This window comes from Zobellia nedashkovskayae, from assembly GCF_015330125.1.
GTDB lineage: Bacteria > Bacteroidota > Bacteroidia > Flavobacteriales > Flavobacteriaceae > Zobellia > Zobellia nedashkovskayae.
The window spans coordinates 3,221,146-3,240,102 of the sequence record NZ_JADDXR010000002.1 but is presented as its reverse complement, the minus strand read 5'-3'; the positions used below and the strand labels follow the sequence as shown (position 1 = coordinate 3,240,102).

General features: G+C 40.9%; 7 protein-coding genes. 4 read left to right on the top strand and 3 right to left on the bottom strand.

The annotated features are described in order from the left end of the window. Positions 1-103: 103 nt before the first annotated feature. From IWB64_RS13385 to IWB64_RS13375, 3 genes are read right to left on the bottom strand one after another with little or no spacing between them, the layout of a single operon-like run. Positions 104-2,041 carry an OmpA family protein gene (locus IWB64_RS13385; protein ID WP_194534473.1) on the bottom strand — a complete coding sequence of 646 codons (1,938 nt, stop codon included), beginning with the start codon at positions 2,039-2,041 and terminating at the stop codon, positions 104-106. Positions 2,042-2,059: 18 nt separating this feature from the next. Further along, on the bottom strand, positions 2,060-2,992 hold the full coding sequence (locus IWB64_RS13380; protein ID WP_194534472.1) for a PorP/SprF family type IX secretion system membrane protein: 933 nt from the start codon (positions 2,990-2,992) through the stop codon (positions 2,060-2,062). Between the two features lie 29 nt (positions 2,993-3,021). Beyond that, positions 3,022-16,314, bottom strand: a complete 13,293-nt coding sequence (locus tag IWB64_RS13375) for a T9SS type B sorting domain-containing protein (protein WP_194534471.1) — start codon at positions 16,312-16,314, stop codon at positions 3,022-3,024. Positions 16,315-16,803: 489 nt separating this feature from the next. Here IWB64_RS13375 and thiD point away from each other — a divergent pair, with 489 nt between their 5' ends. Genes thiD through IWB64_RS13355 form a run of 4 tightly spaced genes read left to right on the top strand, consistent with a single transcriptional unit; the run spans position 16,804 to position 18,889 of the window. Continuing rightward, complete coding sequence (gene thiD / locus IWB64_RS13370; RefSeq protein ID WP_194534470.1) at positions 16,804-17,604, top strand: bifunctional hydroxymethylpyrimidine kinase/phosphomethylpyrimidine kinase; 801 nt, start codon at positions 16,804-16,806, stop codon at positions 17,602-17,604. A 52-nt stretch (positions 17,605-17,656) separates the two neighbouring features. Beyond that, complete coding sequence (locus IWB64_RS13365) at positions 17,657-17,959, top strand: ArsR/SmtB family transcription factor (RefSeq protein WP_194534469.1); 303 nt, start codon at positions 17,657-17,659, stop codon at positions 17,957-17,959. 45 nt (positions 17,960-18,004) lie between these two features. Continuing rightward, the gene (locus tag IWB64_RS13360; RefSeq protein WP_194534468.1) at positions 18,005-18,274 is read left to right on the top strand and encodes a hypothetical protein; all 270 of its coding nucleotides are present in this window, start codon (positions 18,005-18,007) and stop codon (positions 18,272-18,274) included. A gap of 12 nt (positions 18,275-18,286) precedes the next feature. Next, the gene (locus tag IWB64_RS13355; RefSeq protein ID WP_194534467.1) at positions 18,287-18,889 is read left to right on the top strand and encodes a short chain dehydrogenase; all 603 of its coding nucleotides are present in this window, start codon (positions 18,287-18,289) and stop codon (positions 18,887-18,889) included. Positions 18,890-18,957 lie beyond the last annotated feature (68 nt).

Sequence of the window (18,957 nt, the reverse complement as noted above, 5' to 3'; positions counted from 1 at the left end):
TATTTTTGTAAGATTTTTTAAAATTGACAGGTGATTTTATCGCACAAAAAAAGGGAAGAAGCAATGCTCCTCCCCTTTTCTATTTATATTATTTATTAAGTTCCTATTTCACGACAATGAACTCCGAACGTCTGTTCATCTGATGTTGCTCCTTGGTACATGGCACCCCATTGCTACAATCGTTCGTTAGCTGTGTCTCACCAAAACCTTCATAAGAGATACGGCCTTCATCTATGCCTTGTTCTACCAAGTAAGCCGCCGTGGACTTTGCCCTGTTGGCAGACAGTTGTAGGTTGTAGCTGTCGTTCGCTCTAGAATCCGTGTGAGAACCTACCTGTATCTTCACATTAGGATATTCGTTAAGATACGCCAACACTTTGTTCAGACTGATACGCGCATCCTCTCTAATGAAGTACTTATCGAAATCAAAGTATATCGGTTCGATGTTCAAATACTTCGCTAGGTCCGTCCCGATAGGTGCCGATTTGTCCTTCTGTGCCAGTACCACTTCTATACCCGTGGCGTCCTTGGCGTTTACCGTGGCGAATATCTTGTCGCCCTCGTCGTAGTCCGCTTTCGTGGCCACCACTTTGTAGTTGCCGTCCGTACAGTCGCCTTCCATAGCGAACGCGCCGTTGGCGTCCGTTTCCGAACTCGCTATTAAGTTTTTCTTCGTATCGTACACCTTGATGCTTGCGTTAGCTAGTAAGGCTCCTGTCTTCTTGTCCTTCACTACCCCTGTAATGTTCGTATGGCAGGTAAAGTCCAAAGGTTCCTTTTCCAAAAAACTATAGATATCGTCGTTCCCTTGCCCCCCATCTCGGTTCGAGGCAAAAAAGCCCTTTCTAGTCCCTTCGTTTACGATATACGAGAAGTCGTCCTCCTCACCGTTCAAGGGTCTTCCCACGTTAAGTACCTTGCCGCTATCGTCGTTCAGGTCCGTTCCGAACACGTCAAGACCGCCAAGGCCGGGATGCCCGTCCGAGGAGAAATATAAAATGTCCGATTCCGTTACAAAAGGAAAGGTCTCCCTGGCCTCCGTATTGATCTGTGGACCCAGGTTCTGTGGTGCTCCGAAAGTACCGTCCTCGTTTATCTCTACAGAAAAAATATCCGACTCCCCTGCCGTTCCCGGCATATCAGAGGCGAAATACAGTTTTGTCTCGTCGTTGTTCAAGGTTGGGTGTGCTACCGAATAACTGTCTCCGTTAAAGGGTAGTTCCACAATATTGCCCCACTCTTCCTCTATCAGGTCGGCCCTGAATATCTTCAGTCTGCTTATCCCTTCCTCGTCCCTTGAGAATTTACCGTTCACGGAATTGTTCCGTGTAAAATACATTGTCTGCCCGTCCTTAGTAAAGGCCGTAGAGGATTCATGGGTTTTCTTGTTCAGTTTCCTGTCCAGTTTGTCCAACGCCGTAAAGTTCCCCTGGTCGTCGCCAGTGGCCTTGTAAAGGTTCAAAAAAGCACCGTTGTTCCATCTGTGGATGTTCTTCGATATCAGCCCGCTGTCACGTGCCGTTGAAAAGACCAAATCCTTTCCATAGAAAGAAGGCGCGAAATCCGATACCTTGGAGTTCAGCCCCAGGTTCTTCAGTTCGTACCTGCCCGAACGCTCTTCTATCTTCTCCAGGTAATCCTCATTGTTTCCAAATGCTAACGCACGTTGATCGTTGGACATCGCAGACTTAAACTTGTTCATCCAAACATCCGATGCATCGTACTTTTCCAAGGACTTCAACGTTTGTGCATAACGGTACATGTATTCCGGGTCTATATCTGTTACCCCCAATTGGAACAATTGGCCGTACCAATTGGAAGCCTCCCCGTAGTTCGCGTTAAGGTAGTTAGCGTTGCCCAAATTCTTGAAAATTTCCTCTTCCGTATAGCCGTCCTCTACAAGGTCCTCATAGGACTGTATTGCGGAGGCATAGGAATAGTTCGTGAACTTCGTATCCGCCTTTTTTATCTTTTTTTCCTGTGCTTGTGATACCATGGCCATCAATGCCAGACCACAGAATATATATCTTGTTTTTTTCATGTCTTGTCTGCTTGTCTATTAGAAGAATCTTGGGGTTATCACGCGTTTGTACCTGTTCAGGAACTCGTACCTGAGGAAAATCTCGAAAGACCCGTCGTTGAACCTCGTCGCTCCCAGGTCCGTGGTCTCCCTATCGTAGGCAAGGCCTACCATGAACTGGTCCGTTATCTGGAAACCGAACAGTGCGCTCACCGCGGCGTCCCATCTGTAGGCCGCTCCCAAGGAGAACTTGTCGTTCAAAAGGAAGTTCGCGCTCAGGTCTATCTGCAAAGGTGCTCCCTTGACCACCTTTACAAGCCCAGCAGGCTTGAACTTCAAACGGTCGTTCACATCGAAGACATATCCTGTGATGAAGTAGAAGTTCATGCGCTCCTCGGCAAGGAACGAACTCGCGTTCGTGTTCGAATCGTCAAAATGCTCCGTCTGGAGGAAGTTGGGTACCGATAGCCCCGCATAGAAATGGTCCGTGTGGTAGTACACCCCCGCCCCGATATTGGGCGAGAACTTGTTGTCTATGTTCGGCAAATTGCTCTCCGCACCGTAGTTCCTCAACTTCGTGAAATCAACGTTGAGCAAATGGCCGCCCGCTTTTAGCCCGAAGGAAAGCTTGCCTTCGTCCGACGTCTTTACCGTATACGAAAAGGCAGCGTCCACGTACGTGTCCTGGTTCGTGCCGTTACCGATCTCATCGTTGACCACCGACAGCCCCAGGCCTACACGCTTGGAGACCGGCGTATGGAAATTGAGCGTCTGCGTCGTGGGCGCGCCGTCAAGGCCCACCCACTGCGAACGGTGCAGCGCAGCGATACTGAACACCCCACGGGAACCTGCATAAGCAGGGTTCACCGATATCGTGTTGTACATGTACTGCGTGTACTGCGCGTCCTGCTGGGCACTTACCGAGACAAGGCCGGCAAACAGGGACAGAAATGTTATTATTACTTTTTTCATGGTTATTTGGTTTTTTGGGAAACGTTTTTTTATCTGTTGATGTATAAGTAGCCTGCCTTGTTTAGGTTATCTCCTTTGTTCTCATATTTGATCACATAGAAGTATACACCAACCGGTAGTTTCGAATCTGTTTGAATAGTAACTCTTCCGTTAGAAACTCCTTTAAAGGTGTTCGTAACATTATCGTAACCGTTCATTTCATAAACTATGATACCCCATCGGTTATAAATCTGAACCGTGTTATTAGGGTAAGACTCAATATTATCTATTAAGAACTCATCGTTTGTACCGTCTCCATCTGGAGTAATGACTTCGTTGATAACAGAAATACCTGTCTCTACTAATTCTGGATCACAACCAGCCTCTAACGTAGGTACACCGTTCAATGAATCACAAGGATTAAGAGGATCTGTTCCGTCTTCTATTTCCTGTCCGTCTAGAATTGTATCCCCATCCGTATCTGCAACATCCGGATCAGTACCTATAGCCTCTTCTTGAGAAGTGGTCAGACCATCTTCATCACAATCAGAAATTAAGTAATCTCCACCTTGTTCTAAGGTTATGCTACGCTCAATGTAATCACAAGGATCTTCTGGGTTGGTATCATCGTCGATTTCCTGACCATTAATTACACCATCACCATCACAATCAGCAACTAAGTAGTCACCTGAGAAAGCCAAAGTAACATTCTCGATTACGTAATCACATGGGTCATTCTTATCTGTCCCGTCTGCTTCTTCTTGCGTATCTAATACACCGTCTCCATCACTATCACCTATTTCTCTAAAGTTTACTTCTGGTGTAGTATCATCGTCGTCATTATCCGTACCATCGGCACCTGTATCCAAATCATTATTAACATCTAGACCTGGTGTATCGTCAAAGCCGTCATCCAATCCATCAGCATCAGAATCAACACCCGTAAAGGTACCTTGGCCCGCTTCATCAATATCTAGAACACCGTCATCTTCAGAATCAAGGTCTAAGTAATCTGGAGTTCCGTCTCCGTCGGTATCTTCTGGAATTAATCCACCTGGGTAGTTGGTATCCAACCCTTGTTCATCAAAAGCGTCGGCAGGAACAACATACGCTAAGGTAGGCTGTGCTTCTACGTTATCTGGAATACCATCATCATCCGCATCAATATCCAAGTAGTTAGCTTCACCTGTACCATCTGTATTTGGAGGAACCGTTCCTTCTGAACTATCTGCTTGACCATCGGTATTCGCATCTGCAAAACCAGTATCGTTATCATCGATAACACCGTCATTGTTTGTGTCAAGTGCACCATTACCTGATTCCACTACATCTGTAATACCATCATTATCGGCATCAATATCAAAGTGGTTAGGAATTCCGTCACCATCAAAATCAAACGCTGGTTCTGTTGTTCCGTTTACATCGCCTACTAATGGATTGTTAAGATCATCATCGGAATGGTTAGGAACACCATCATTATCATCATCTGCACTTGGGTCGATTCCGTTGGTCTCCACTAAATCAGCTATACCATCATTATCGTCATCAAGATCTATTGTATCAGGAATACCATCTTTATCAAAATCTAGGATATCTCTAAAATCTACCTGAGTTAAATCGGCATCATCTTCGTTATCCGTTGCAATGGCACCTGTATCCAAATCATTGTTTACATCTAAACCAGGAGTATCATCATAGGCATCGTTAAGACCATCTCCGTCAGCATCTGCTAATGGATCAGTCATTGTACCTTGACCAGCTTCAAGAGCATCAGAAACACCATCGGCATCTGAGTCGTCATCCAAATAATCTGGAATACCATCCATATCTGTATCTGCTGGGTCTATACCACCCGGATAATTCGTATCCAATCCGGTTGCGTCAAAAGCATCTGCTGGTACGATATACGCATCAGTAGGTTGCCCTTCCACGTTATCTGGAATACCATCATCATCAGCATCTATATCCAAGAAGTTAGCTTCACCTGAACCATCTGTATTTGGTGGTACTGTTCCTTCTGAACTATCTGCTTGACCGTTTCCGGTTGTATCGGCAAATCCGTCATCATTACTATCAATAACACCGTCATTGTTCGTATCAAGATCTCCGTTACCAGCTTCCACTACATCTACGATACCATCATTATCAGCATCAATATCAAAGTGGTTCGGAATACCATCACCGTCAAAATCAAACGCTGGTTCAGTTGTTCCGTTTACATCGCCAACCAATGGATCGTTAGGATCGTCATCAGAATGGTTTGGAACACCATCATTATCATCATCTGCACTTGGGTCGATTCCGTTAGCCTCATCTAAATCTGAGATACCATCATTATCGTCATCAAGATCTACCGTATCTGGAATACCATCTTGGTCAAAATCTAACATTGATCTGAAATCTACCTCAGCTACATCTGCATCATCTTCGTTATCCGTAGCGATTGCCCCTGTAACCAAGTCGTTGTTTACGATAATACCAGGGGTATCATCAAAAGCATCATTAAGACCATCTGCATCAGCATCGGCTAAAGGATCTACAAGAGTACCTTGACCAGCTTCCAACATATCAGATATACCATCTGCATCTGAGTCAGTATCGATATAATCAGGAATACCATCCATATCTGTATCTTCTGGCTCTAATCCGCCTGGATAATTGGTATCTAATCCTGTTAAATCAAACACATCTGCAGGAACTATATAAACTGCCGTTGGTTGTGCTTCTACATTATCTGGAATACCATCATCATCGGCATCAATATCCAAGAAGTTAGCTTCACCAGAACCATCTGTATTTGGTGGCGTTGTTCCTTCTGAACTATCTGCTTGACCGTTACCGGTTGCATCGGTAAATCCGTCATCATTACTATCAATAACACCGTCATTGTTCGTATCAAGATCTCCGTTACCTGCTTCCACTACATCTACGATACCATCATTATCGGCATCAATATCAAAGTGGTTAGGGATTCCGTCACCGTCAAAATCGAATGCTGGTTCCGTTGTTCCGTTTACATCACCAACCAATGGATCAAGAGGATCATCATCGGAATGGTTTGGAACACCATCATTGTCATCATCCGCACTTGGATCGATTCCGTTGGCCTCATCTAAATCTGAGATACCATCGTTATCGTCATCCAAATCTACCGTATCTGGAATACCATCTTGGTCATGATCAAGTACAGATCTGAAATCTACTTCAGCCATATCTGTATCATCAACATTATCTGTATCAGTAGCACCTGCATCTAAATCATTGTTTACATCATTACCCGGTGTATCATCATAAGCATCGTTCAATCCGTCTCCATCAGCATCCGCTAAAGGATCTACTAAAGTACCTTGACCAGCTTCTAACATATCCGATATACCATCATCCTCGGAATCCAAGTCTAAATAATCCGGAGTTAAATCACCATCTGTATCTTCAGGAACTAAGCCTGTTGGATAGTTGGTATCTACACCGTCTCTGTTGAAAGCATCCGCAGGAACTATATAACCTGTTGTAGGTTGTGCTTCTACATTATCTGGAATACCATCATCATCTGCATCAATATCCAAGAAGTTTGGATTACCTGCAGTGTCTGTATTTGGTAACGGTAATGGGTCTGCTGCTGTATCGTCATCTAGACCATCATCATTACCATCTGTAAAGCCATCAACACGACCGTCATTATCCGTATCGGTTCCACCTGCTTCTACAATATCAAGAATACCATCATTGTCAGAATCAAGATCGAATGGATTTGGTATGCCGTCACCATCAAAATCGCATGATTGCGTTAAAGAAATACCGTCAATTCCAAAATCGTTTCCGATACCACCGCCAGTATTATTATCAATAGCGAAAGTCATACTTGTATCCGTAGCCGTGAAGATTAAAGAAACTTCTTTCCATTCTCCATCGTTAGGAATATCTCCTGAATCAAACTGATCCATAACAGTACCTCCACTATTTAGCACTATCATTGAAACATTTGGTGCTATAGGCGTGTTACCTAAGAATTGTTCCGTACCGTTATCTGCATATCCAGGATTGAACAAGTTGATAATTGCCGTTTTAAACTCATACGTTTCTCCTACAGTTAAACCTGTTATGGTTTGTTCATAGAAACGACCTGCCGTACCATCTGCGTTGAAAAGAGCAAAGTACCCTATTTCACCAGGAGCATCTGTTGTGTAATCTTCTATATCCAACCAGAAGTTAGGAATAGGCTCACCTGCTACATACGAAAGACCTACTGAGTTCGTAACTATTGCATAATTGCCATCGGAAGGTCTAGGGGCATCATTACCATACGTAGTAGTTATACTTGCTGGCATTGGCTTAGTGTACGTGTTATAGTTATCTGGGTTACCAGCACCGTCACCAGCACCATTAAAGTAGGTGTCACTAGCGATATCCGCTACTCCAAAATCACCGTCAGGAATTAATGATACGCTTCCCATACCGCTACACTCTTCTACATCTGGAATACCATCATTATCATCATCAAGGTCAACAATATCCATAATACCATCTTGATCGCGATCTAGTATAGATCTGAAATCAACCTCAGCAGTATCAACATCATCTTCGTTATCCGTTGTGATCGCACCTGTGTCCAAATCATTGTTGACATCATTACCCGGAGTATCATCAAAGGCATCGTTCAACCCATCTCCGTCTGCATCTGCCAAAGGATTTGTAATTGCACCTTGACCAGCTTCCACTACATCTGTAGTACCATCACCGTCAGAATCTAAATCTATATAATCAGGAACTAAATCACCATCCGTATCTTCCGGTCTTAGACCATTAGGGTAATTTGTATCTACGCCATCTCTGCTGAAAGCATCTGCTGGTACGATATACCCATCTGTTGGTTGTGCTTCTACATTATCTGGAATACCGTCATCATCTGCATCAATATCCAAGAAATCTGCATTGCCCGTAGTATCTGTAGTTAAAGGAATAGTACCTTCTGAACTATCTGCTTGACCATCATTATTGGCATCTAGAAAACCAGCATCAACACTATCGATAACACCATCGTTATTAATATCCAAAGCATCGTTTCCGGCTTCGTATACATCAAAGATTCCGTCATTATCCGCATCAATATCAAAATGGTTAGGAACACCGTCACCATCAAAATCAAAGGCTGGCTCTACAATTCCGTTCACGTCACCAACTAGTGGATCAGCAGGATTGTCATCTAAGTAGTTTACAACACCATCATTGTCATCATCGGCACTTGGATCGACACCATTAGATTCATCTAAATCTGATATACCATCATTGTCATCATCCAAATCAACGATATCCATAATGCCATCTTGGTCACGGTCTAATATAGATCTGAAATCAACCTCAGCAGTATCTATATCATCTTCGTTATCCGTAGTGATTGCACCTGTATCTAAATCATTGTTTACATCTGTACCCGGTGTATCATCAAAGGCATCGTTCAATCCGTCATTATCAGCATCGGCTAAAGGATCAGTCATAGTTCCTTGTCCGGCTTCAATAATATCTGGCGTACCATCATCGTCAGAATCCGGGTCCAAATAATCAGGAATTAAATCACCGTCTGTATCTTCTGGTGTAATACCATTTGGATATTGGGTATCTAAACCTTCAGCGTCAAAAGCATCATCTGGCTCAACATAAGCTGCAGTTGTTTGTGCTTCTACATTATCCGGAATACCATCATCATCTGCATCTATATCAATATAGTTTGCACCACCTGTAGTATCTGTATTTAATGGGGCCGTACCTTCTGTAGCATCGGCTTGACCATTATCATTTGCATCTAAGAATACATCATCAGTACTGTCAATAGCACCATCATTATTGGTATCTAAAGCACCCGTACCATTTTCAACTACATCTAGAATACCATCATTATCGGCATCTATATCTAAGTGGTTAGGATTAGCATCACCATCAAAATTATCTATTGGTAAAGCTGTACCAGGACCATCTGTAGCCGTAGGCGTTGTATTATCATCTGTATCTACGATATCTGAAAGTCCGTCACCATCTGCATCAGCAATAGTTCCTGTTCCGATAACACCATCGTTATCCGGGTCAGAACCACCTGCTTCTGTTACATCTGGAATACCATCATTATCAGAATCTGTATCAATTCTATCATCAAATCCGTCACCATCGGTATCAGGACTTTCTAAAGGGGTACCTGGAGTAGTTGCATCTTCAGGATCAACACTATCTGCCAAGCCGTCACGGTCTGTATCCGTAGCGAAAGTATCTATAACACCGTCATTGTCCGCATCTGGACCACCAGCTTCTGTTACATCCGGAATACCATCGTTATCAGAATCTAAATCTATTCTATCTTCGATACCGTCACCATCAGAATCTTCATCTGGTAAAGGAGTCGCTGCAATTTCATCTGCAAGTCCGTCATTATTCGTATCTGTCATAGACGTTGGGTCACCAGGGGTTGGGTAGTCTATATGACCGTCACCATCATCATCGGTTCCACCAGCTTCTATTGAATCTGGAATACCATCATTATCAGAATCTAAGTCAATACTATCTGGAATACCATCACCATCTGTATCTCCTGTTTCATCGGTATCTAAGATTCCGTCATTATCATCATCAATATCAACCGTATCCATGATACCATCATTATCAGAATCTAATATGGATCTAAAGTCAACCTCTGCTGTATCTAAATCATCTACATTATCTGTAGCAATTGCACCTGTATCTAGGTCATTGTTTACATCATAACCAGCAGTAGTATCATCAAAAGCATCGTTCAAGCCATCTGCATCTGCATCGGCTAAAGGATCTGTGATTGTTCCTTGACCAGCTTCCTCAACATCACTAACACCATCGGCATCAGAATCTGCATCCAAGTAATCTGGAATTAAATCACCATCTGTATCTTCTGGAGTTAATCCAACAGGATAACTTGTATCTAATCCGTTAGCAGCTTCAGCATCTGCAGGCGGAATATACCCAGCAGTTGTTTGTGCTTCTACATTATCTGGAATTCCATCATCATCTGCATCTATATCTAAGTAATCTGGACCACCTGTGGTATCTGAGTTAGGAATTGGAAGCGGAGAAGCAGCTGTAGCATCATCCCAACCATCTGTTGTAGCAGTGTCATCAAAACCATCTACTATACCATCTCCATTAACATCAAGACCACCAGCTTCTGTAGTATCTGTAATACCATCATTATCTGAATCTATGTCTAAGTGATTAGGCACGCTATCTCCGTCAAAATTATCAATAGGTAAGGCTGTACCTGGACCATCCCCTAAGGCAGGGTCTGTATTGTCATCTGGATCTACTAAATCTGAAAGTCCATCGCCATCTGTATCCGTAATTGGACCTGTACCAATTCTTCCATCATTATCAGGATCGGTACCACCAGCTTCAATAACATCTGGAATACCATCGTTTTCTGAATCTAAATCCAATCTATCATCTAAGCCATCGTTATCCGTATCTGGATTTGGAATTGGTGTACCAGGACTAGCAGGACCAACTGGATCTACACTATCGGCAAGTCCGTCATTATCCGTATCGGTCATAAACGTATCAATGATACCATCACCGTCACCATCCATACCACCAGCTTCTGTTACATCTGGAATACCATCGTTATCAGAATCTAAATCTAATCGGTCTAAAATTCCATCGTTATCAGAATCTTCATCTGGTAAAGGAGTCGTATCTACGCTATCGGCAACACCGTTACCATCTGCGTCAACAAAACCATCTACAGCACCATCGCCATCTACGTCTTCGCCACCGGCTTCTAAAGTATCTGTGATACCATCGTTATCGGCATCTAAATCCAAGTAATCTGGATTACCGTCACCATCTGTATCAATAGGGTCTATACCATCTGTATCTGTTCCTACTACAGGAATACCTGTTAGAGGGTCAACAGCTCCAGGTGTATTGAACCCGCTTGTAGTTTGTGCTTCTACCGTATCTAAAATTCCGTCATTATCAGAATCTAGATCGTAAGCATTTATTAAGCCGTCTCCGTCAAAATCTCCACTATCATCAGTTGTACCATCCCCATCTGAATCAAAAATTGTAGATGTAGAATTTATTTGAACACAACCTGTTTGTGGTGTACATGGAGCACTTCCTTCAGGACCATCCGTAGTATCATTATCCACTACATCTGCAAGTCCGTCATTATCTATATCCGTAATAATATCTATGACACCATCTCCGTCTGCATCTATATTTCCTGAGCCTACCTCAACAATATCGGTTATACCGTCATTGTCAGAATCTAGGTCTAAGTGGTTTGGAACACCATCGCCATCTGTATCAAAGTTGATACATACTCCGTTAGCATTCAATCCTCCACAAGTTGGGAAATCTGTATCATAATAATTAGGTGTACCATCCCCATCTAAATCTCCATCTGGATCAGGTAATCCCATTGTTGCACAATCCCATCCGTCTACACCATCAAAATTAGCTGAACAGAAATCAGGATCTTCATAATCTAAAGTTCCATCACCGTCTGCATCACCATTGTAAACCTCAATAGCATCTGGAATACCGTCATTGTCATTATCTAAATCTAATGGAGCACCAGAAACTACAGGAACTTCTATTAGGATAGCCTCACATTGGCAGTTTGTACTAGAAGGTAAAAACTCCACTATATAATTTGTACCAGAACAAGCGGCACCAGAAGTAGTAAACGTAATTTCTTCTGTTACAGTTGCGGTTTTAGCAATTGTACTAGCTACCGTTCCTGTTGAGATAGCAGCACCATCAATATCTCCATTCACATCTGCACAGTATACACTATACGCGTAACCAGCATCTGCATCTACATCACTTGTATTTTCTAAATCTATGGATAAATGATATTCATAATTGTTACTCGTATCTACCGTAAAGAAACTGTCATTTGCAGTACCGTTAAAAATTGGTTTTTCTAAAGGCATTATTTCATAAGACCCACCTGTTGCTACTTGAAAATCCGTGCAACTAGCCGCAGAACAAGTTACCCCTGTAACCTCTACATAGTTTACTATCTGCACTTCTGCCTCATCACCACAAATACCGTCATCGGTAGTTATAAAATCAAAGTCGAAAGTTATAGTTGATCCAGCAGTAACACCGGCTGGATAGTTTAATATAAGTTCTTGGTGGTCGCCCACTGTTGCTATACTATTAAAAGTGGCTCCGTCTGCACTTGCAAAAGAGGAAGCTACATATTCAATGCCTGGTATTAAGGTTACTTTTCCAAAATCAGCACCACCAGTTGTTCCTCCTGTAATTGTGGTAACTACATTTATATTATCAGTAATACCACAACCTTGAACAGGCGCACCAAAACCAGGTAAGTTTATTGTGCTTAAAGCATTGTAAGGCGATACTGCACCTTGCGCTTCTATAGAATTAGAAACTACTCGTGAACCATTACCTGCGGCAATATCACCACATGGCTCTTCTCCGTAAACCTTAAAGGTAAATTCAGAATTGGATATAAAATCGCACTGCAATTGAATTTCAAGATTAACGTGTGCTGTTCTTTCATCTATTGTATTCGTTGCAGGATTACCGGCAATACCATTTAGAGCTGCTATATTGGTATGTTCCAATAAATTTACCTTGGCTATACCGTTTTCAATGGTTACGGTTACTGGCTGAGTGTCAGCCAGATCAGCCGAACCTTTAGGATAAGTAACATTAGTACTTACTATGGTAATACCACCGTCTCCACCAGGAATGGCAAACTCCAATGAAGGGTTTATTAAATCTCCCAATTGTGCACTAATAACATCAACTTCTATATTGAATGGCGTACATAAATCTTGTGCGGCAGTAGGTTGATCAGTGATAGCTACCTGTACTTGAGAACCTTTAGGCTCTAATGTTATAGAAGTAGAATTCTGATAACAGGTAGCTCCCACTCCTAGAAAATCTGAAGTATCTATACTTGCATCTGGATAGCCAGGGTAACCTGAACAATCCCAACCATGCTCTACAAGAACTGTTAAATTTTCACACTCATCAAAATCTGCTTTGAATCGTATAGATTTTGTGGCACCTGAAGCAACAGAACCAGCCTCGATCCACGTTTTGTCACCAGATTGATAAAAATTGACTGCAGTTTCAACACCTCCTGAGACACTATGCGCGCTAGTAATATTTATACCTACTGGTGAAGTAACCTGTAACCAGTTATAATCTACATCTTCTGGACTGGTATTACTTATATTGGTATCAAAATCTACCGTATAGGCATCACCATTAATGGTAGGTAGTGGTGATTGAATTTGAAACGTAGGCTGTATATAACTAAAAGTATTTGAATAACTAAAGTTTGAAGGCACTGGTGTTGCGTAAGCAAAATCGTCATAGTTTACCGTAAAATCATATGCCGCAGACGGGGGTGATTCACAAGTACCCATAAATTCTACATAAAATCTAGGAATGATTGAACCTCCTTGATCCCTATCTCTAAAATTAGGCCCAGGGGTAATGATTACTTGATTACCACTTTCGGTTGCAATAAACTCACCTGTTGCGGTAGAATAAGCTCCTTGAAATTGGATAGATGTAACATTACCAGTAAATCTAGCCCCTTCCGGTATATCTACAATTGTAGAAGTCCAATTGGTAAGTGGTCTATATTCATCACCATGCATATCATCCGGCGCCATTTGATGTCTAAAATATATAATTCCGTTTGAAGGCGTACAACCATTAGTAGCATGAGCTAGGTTAGCTCCATAAATTCTAGGTCTAGCATAATAAGCTCTATCTCCCCAAGTGTCGCACCCTACTCTATTGGGTGGTGTATTGGCAGGGTAATCCGTAAAGGCAAAGAATTCACCTCTTAAATTGGTAAGTTCAAAGTAAGCTATATCTTGAAAATCTTTACTAAACTCAAAAGTCAATTCAACTTCAACAATATCTCTATTTGTAGCGTCTCCTTCAAATAAGTATGCTGCGCTTATTAAATCTTTTTCATCGCTCAAATCAAAACTTAACATATGCTCTGTAGAGCCATTGGTAGTTAAAACCGGTGCTGCGTTAATTACACCAGAATTTGAAGTGCCAGCGCTATTATCATTAATAGTAATTTTCGTGTCTATCAATGTAATGATATCCGAACCACCAGCAGCTAAACTAGCTGTATCATAAGTTAAATCAAAATAAAGGTTATCTAATGAAATACTATTTATAGAAGCAGTAGTGGTAATCTTCATTTGATCACCTGCTAAATATTTTTTGATACCATCTGTATTATCATCTAAAACAACTTTAGTAGTCATGGTATCATCTGTCCATCCTGCGGTAAGTCTTCTGGCAGTAAATCCTTCAATTGCAGGACCAACACAACCACCTGGGCAGTGTGTGTATATATTTACCGTACCACAATGAATGTCTTGTGTCCAACAAACACCAGCAGCACTTGTAGCCGTGTAGTTCGTTTTGTAGGGAATTGCTTGATTACCATTTGGACCACATGTAAAGGTCATCGGAAAATCTACCCATTCTTTATTTGCTCCAGCTGTTAAGTCTGTTGTAGTATATGTAACCTCATTGCCACTTTGGGTAAAACCTGCCGGTAACGGAGTTTGTAATGCCATACCTGTAGGTACTGTAAGTGTTATGCTCCATACTGAAGAGGCATCATTAGAAAACATAGCGACACCATCTATTGTAGGCAAACCTGCCCCTCCCGCATAAAAAGCGGGAGCAACACTTACTACAAAATCTTCGTTATTTACTATATCTGTAGGTGCTTCTACCTCTGTAACATCTGTATAATCTCTAATGATATTGAAATAACCAATATCGATACGTTCAGGAATACGATCACTTTTACATTGATCTTTAAAATACGTATCTATATAGGTATGCTCCCAAGCCATGTAATCAAATCTAGCCACACCACAATTATCTTTAGGTGTTACTGTAAAATCGAACGAAAACTCTGTAGCTTCCCCTGGTGGTAAATCATCAAACCAACCATCATTATCTAAATCATCAAAACCTCCCGGTCCGTCAGGGTCAGAACCAAAAAAGTTTGGCGGTATAGAAACTGTATTACCAGACCCTCTTGCAGTATATACTGTACTCGGTCTATCTTCTGGAGTAAAAGATATACCCGATGCAAACCTGAAATTGGAAACGCTTCTAGTATCAAAATAATCAAAATCCCAAAGTGGATTGTTAGAAGCAGTTCCAACTGGTGTAGCATTAGCACCGTTACCAATATTAACACCTAAGTCCAAAGCCATTGAACCTACAGCGGTGTTCGTATTTTCTATTCTAATCGTATAGGTAACTGCACCACATAAATCTGGTGTAGTAGAACCTACTTTTGATATAGCTATATCTGGTACATTGGCACCAAAATTTAAAGAACCTGTTTGTGGTTCTGCCGCTTGGCACGTTTCGCCTGAGCTACAACCCCAATAGGTATTGTGTACTATAGTGGTATCTAAACAGTCATCTACCCTAAAGGCTTCTTGGAAAATAATTACTTCCCCATTATCAAAGCAATTATTTCCATCACCAACAGTCCCTGCAAAAGGAGCTGCGTTTAAATCTATTTCGTAAGTTAGAACTTGTCCTGCTGTTGTAGCTGGAGTTAAAAAACTACCATTATAAGATAAGGTATACAGGTCATCTACATCTTCACCTAAATCTACATAATAGGTAAATGTTTCCGTACAACCATTACCACCTTGTGCTAGAGTAATATCTCTAGTGTACGATTCACCAACATTTGCATCAACAGTTGGTATGGCAGAAATATTTAAAGAAGCGGCCAATAACGGATAAGAAGCTATAGTTACTTCCGTATCCGAATCTGAGTTAGCTCCACCAGCATCTTGAAAATTAATAGTGTGTGCATCTTTAAACAAACCACCAGAGTTAGAATGCGCCACCGCATCACAATTTGCACTACGTTCAAAAGTAAAGATTACTTCATCTCCCACATCCCAATTTGCATCACTAGGGCGTAAAACAGTAAAAATAGGGTCAGAAGGTGTACCACCCTCCCCTATTGAATATTGATCCGTTGCAATTGGATTACCAAATGAATCTGTTTGCGAAGTTATACTTGCCGTCCCTGAGACATATTCCACACCGGGCGGAAGGTCAAAAGTAATACTGAAGTCATGACAAGTAGCATTCTGACCTCTAATAAGGACTTCTTCAAGAGAATTGTTGACTCCTCCACAGGTAGCCAAATTTTGAGGTGTCAATAGAACCGTGTATCGGTTACTATCGATTTGTGCATTTGAATTGATAGCATAAAATAGAATAGCGATCAATGCAAGGACACTGGTTTTAATGGAAAAATTCATAGTGCGGTGGTTAGTGTTAAAAACGTAGGTTTACTTAAAAGGTAGGTAAAAGACTACATATAAATAGTTAATGTTATCAAATATATCGTTAGAAGAAAAAAAAAACCAGTATTTGTTGTCAGCTAAGTAATCATTGTATGTGAAAACACCTATTTTGTATATGAGATAACGAAGGAATTGTGCACTTTATCGATAAGCCCAATAAAATTGGTACTTTCAAGAGGATGTATTTTTAACGAAAAAAGAGAAATAACTATAACGTTATAGTAACTTGCTTTATAACACTAACTTTTAGTCCTTGAATCGCACCATTATTCAACAGTAAAAAAGTCCGTGAGCAAGTGTAAAAGTCAGGCTGGGCAATAAATTAAGTTTTTAATAAAATGTAAGAATTTTTAATGCGATAATAGCCATGTCTCCCCACCTCCTTTTAAAATAATTCTATACTTTTGATTCTCTTATATTTCCACAATTGTATTCTTCGTAGTTATGATTACAAGATATCCTAGTGTTCTTACCATTGCCGGAAGCGATTCTGGAGGTTGTGCCGGTATACAGGCCGATATTAAAAGTATTAGTGCCAATGGCGCCTTTGCCGCATCTGTCATTACAGCTACTACCGCTCAAAACACTCAGGGTGTTTTTGATATTCACCCTATTCCTGTTGCCCATATACGCAAACAATTAATTGCGGTTCTTGAGGATATTGACTTTGGCGCTATTAAAATAGGAATGCTCCACTCTGCAGAGGTTATTAAAATGGTACAGGACACCCTTAGGGAATACTCTATCAAGAAAATAGTTCTAGATCCTGTAATGGTCGCTACCTCTGGAGATAGACTTTTAGATAAGACTGCACTAGGGAATTTGAAATATTTTTTAAGCGATGCCTATCTTATTACGCCTAATATTCCTGAAGCTGAGATTTTAATCGATAGAATAATAGATTCACAGAAGCTTGGTGAGGCCGCAAGAGAAATAGGGAATACATTCAAAACCTCTGTTTTATTAAAAGGAGGACATTTAGAAGATTCCGAACAAATGACGGATACGCTATTTTTATATGATACCCAGAAAACGGTTTCTATTCAAAACAAAAGGGTACATACAAATAATACCCATGGCACCGGATGCACTTTATCTTCTGCCATCGCCGCTCAATTAAGTTTAGGTCTTACCCTAGAAGAGGCCGTAAAAAATGCCTGCTCTTATTTAAATAAAGCCATTACACAGGGTAAAGACAAAACCTTGGGCAAAGGCAACGGTCCCGTCCAGCATTTTCCTATATAAAAAAAATGTTAAATTTTATATTACATATCGATAAATACCGATATTTGTATCTATGGATGTAAAAGAAGCAGTTGAAATTAGCAAATGTTTATCTAATCAGACTCGAATGCAGATAATGGAATGGCTCAGGGAACCTGAAAAGAATTTTCCGCCACATATCAGCATAGATCATTTTAATGACGGAGTCTGTGCTACATACATACACGAGAAGTCTAGATTGTCGCAATCTACAATTTCAAATTACTTGACCAGTATGGAAAAGTGTGGATTATTGGTTATGACTAGACACGGAAAATGGTCTTATTATAAAAGAAATGAGGCTTTAATTACTGATTTTGCTAAATATTTATTATAAAATTATTAACTAACAAATCGATATATATAGATATTACTATTTAAGATGAAACTCCTTATTGATGTTTTTGGATGGATGGGCTCGGGGCTCATTATCCTAGCCTACGCCATTACAATGATGGAAAATAGAAAGTATTTAGGCTATAGTAAGTACTTAAATTTAATTGGTGGATTATTAATTGCGGCAAATTGTTATTATTATAGTGCCATTCCCCCATTTGTATCTAATATGTTATGGAGTATTATTGCTACGCTTACCATATATAAAACGCGTAAAAAGAACCCTAAACAGAACAAGCGAAAACGTTTGACCTAAAACTAGAAAAACATGAAAATCCTGATTATTGGAGGGCACGGAACTATCGGAAGAAAAGTAAGCGCTCATTTTTCCGAACATAATGAGGTGCTAATTGCCGGCAGAACCAATGGTGATTTCTTAGTAGACATAGAAGATAGTTCCTCTATTTCTAAAATGTTTGAAAAAACTGGCCAATTAGACGCTATTATCTGTATAGCCGGTGAAGCCAAATGGGCAAATTTCAACGATCTTACGGAAGACGATTTTCATATTGGGCTAAATAGTAAATTAATGGGGCAGGTAAACCTTGTTCGTTTGGGCAAGGATGCTCTAAATCCTAAAGGCTCTATTACACTTTCTACTGGTATTCTAGCAGACGACCCTGTTGTAAAAACTACTAGTGCTGCCATGGTAAATGGTGGTGTTCATAGTTTTGTACAAGCTGTAGCTTTAGAGACAGAAAATGGTATCAGGGTTAATGTGGTATCTTCTGGTATGGTAGAAGATGCTTACGAAAAGTATAAAGATTATTTTCCTGGGCACAACCCTATTCCCATGAAAAAAGTAGTTAATGGATACGTTCGCAGTGTGAACGGAAAAGGCAATGGCGAGGTCATTCGCATCTACGATTAAAAACCTCTTTTTTTTGATAATTCCCCCAATTTGGCAATTATACCTCGTTTGTTAGTCAAAATTGACTC

Coding starts and splice junctions, on each gene's coding strand:
- thiD (WP_194534470.1), top strand. CDS start 16,804: ATGATTACAAGATATCCTAGTGTTCTTACCATTGCCGGAAGCGATTCT.
- IWB64_RS13355 (WP_194534467.1), top strand. CDS start 18,287: ATGAAAATCCTGATTATTGGAGGGCACGGAACTATCGGAAGAAAAGTA.
- IWB64_RS13380 (WP_194534472.1), bottom strand. CDS start 2,992: ATGAAAAAAGTAATAATAACATTTCTGTCCCTGTTTGCCGGCCTTGTC.
- IWB64_RS13375 (WP_194534471.1), bottom strand. CDS start 16,314: ATGAATTTTTCCATTAAAACCAGTGTCCTTGCATTGATCGCTATTCTA.
- IWB64_RS13360 (WP_194534468.1), top strand. CDS start 18,005: ATGAAACTCCTTATTGATGTTTTTGGATGGATGGGCTCGGGGCTCATT.
- IWB64_RS13365 (WP_194534469.1), top strand. CDS start 17,657: ATGGATGTAAAAGAAGCAGTTGAAATTAGCAAATGTTTATCTAATCAG.
- IWB64_RS13385 (WP_194534473.1), bottom strand. CDS start 2,041: ATGAAAAAAACAAGATATATATTCTGTGGTCTGGCATTGATGGCCATG.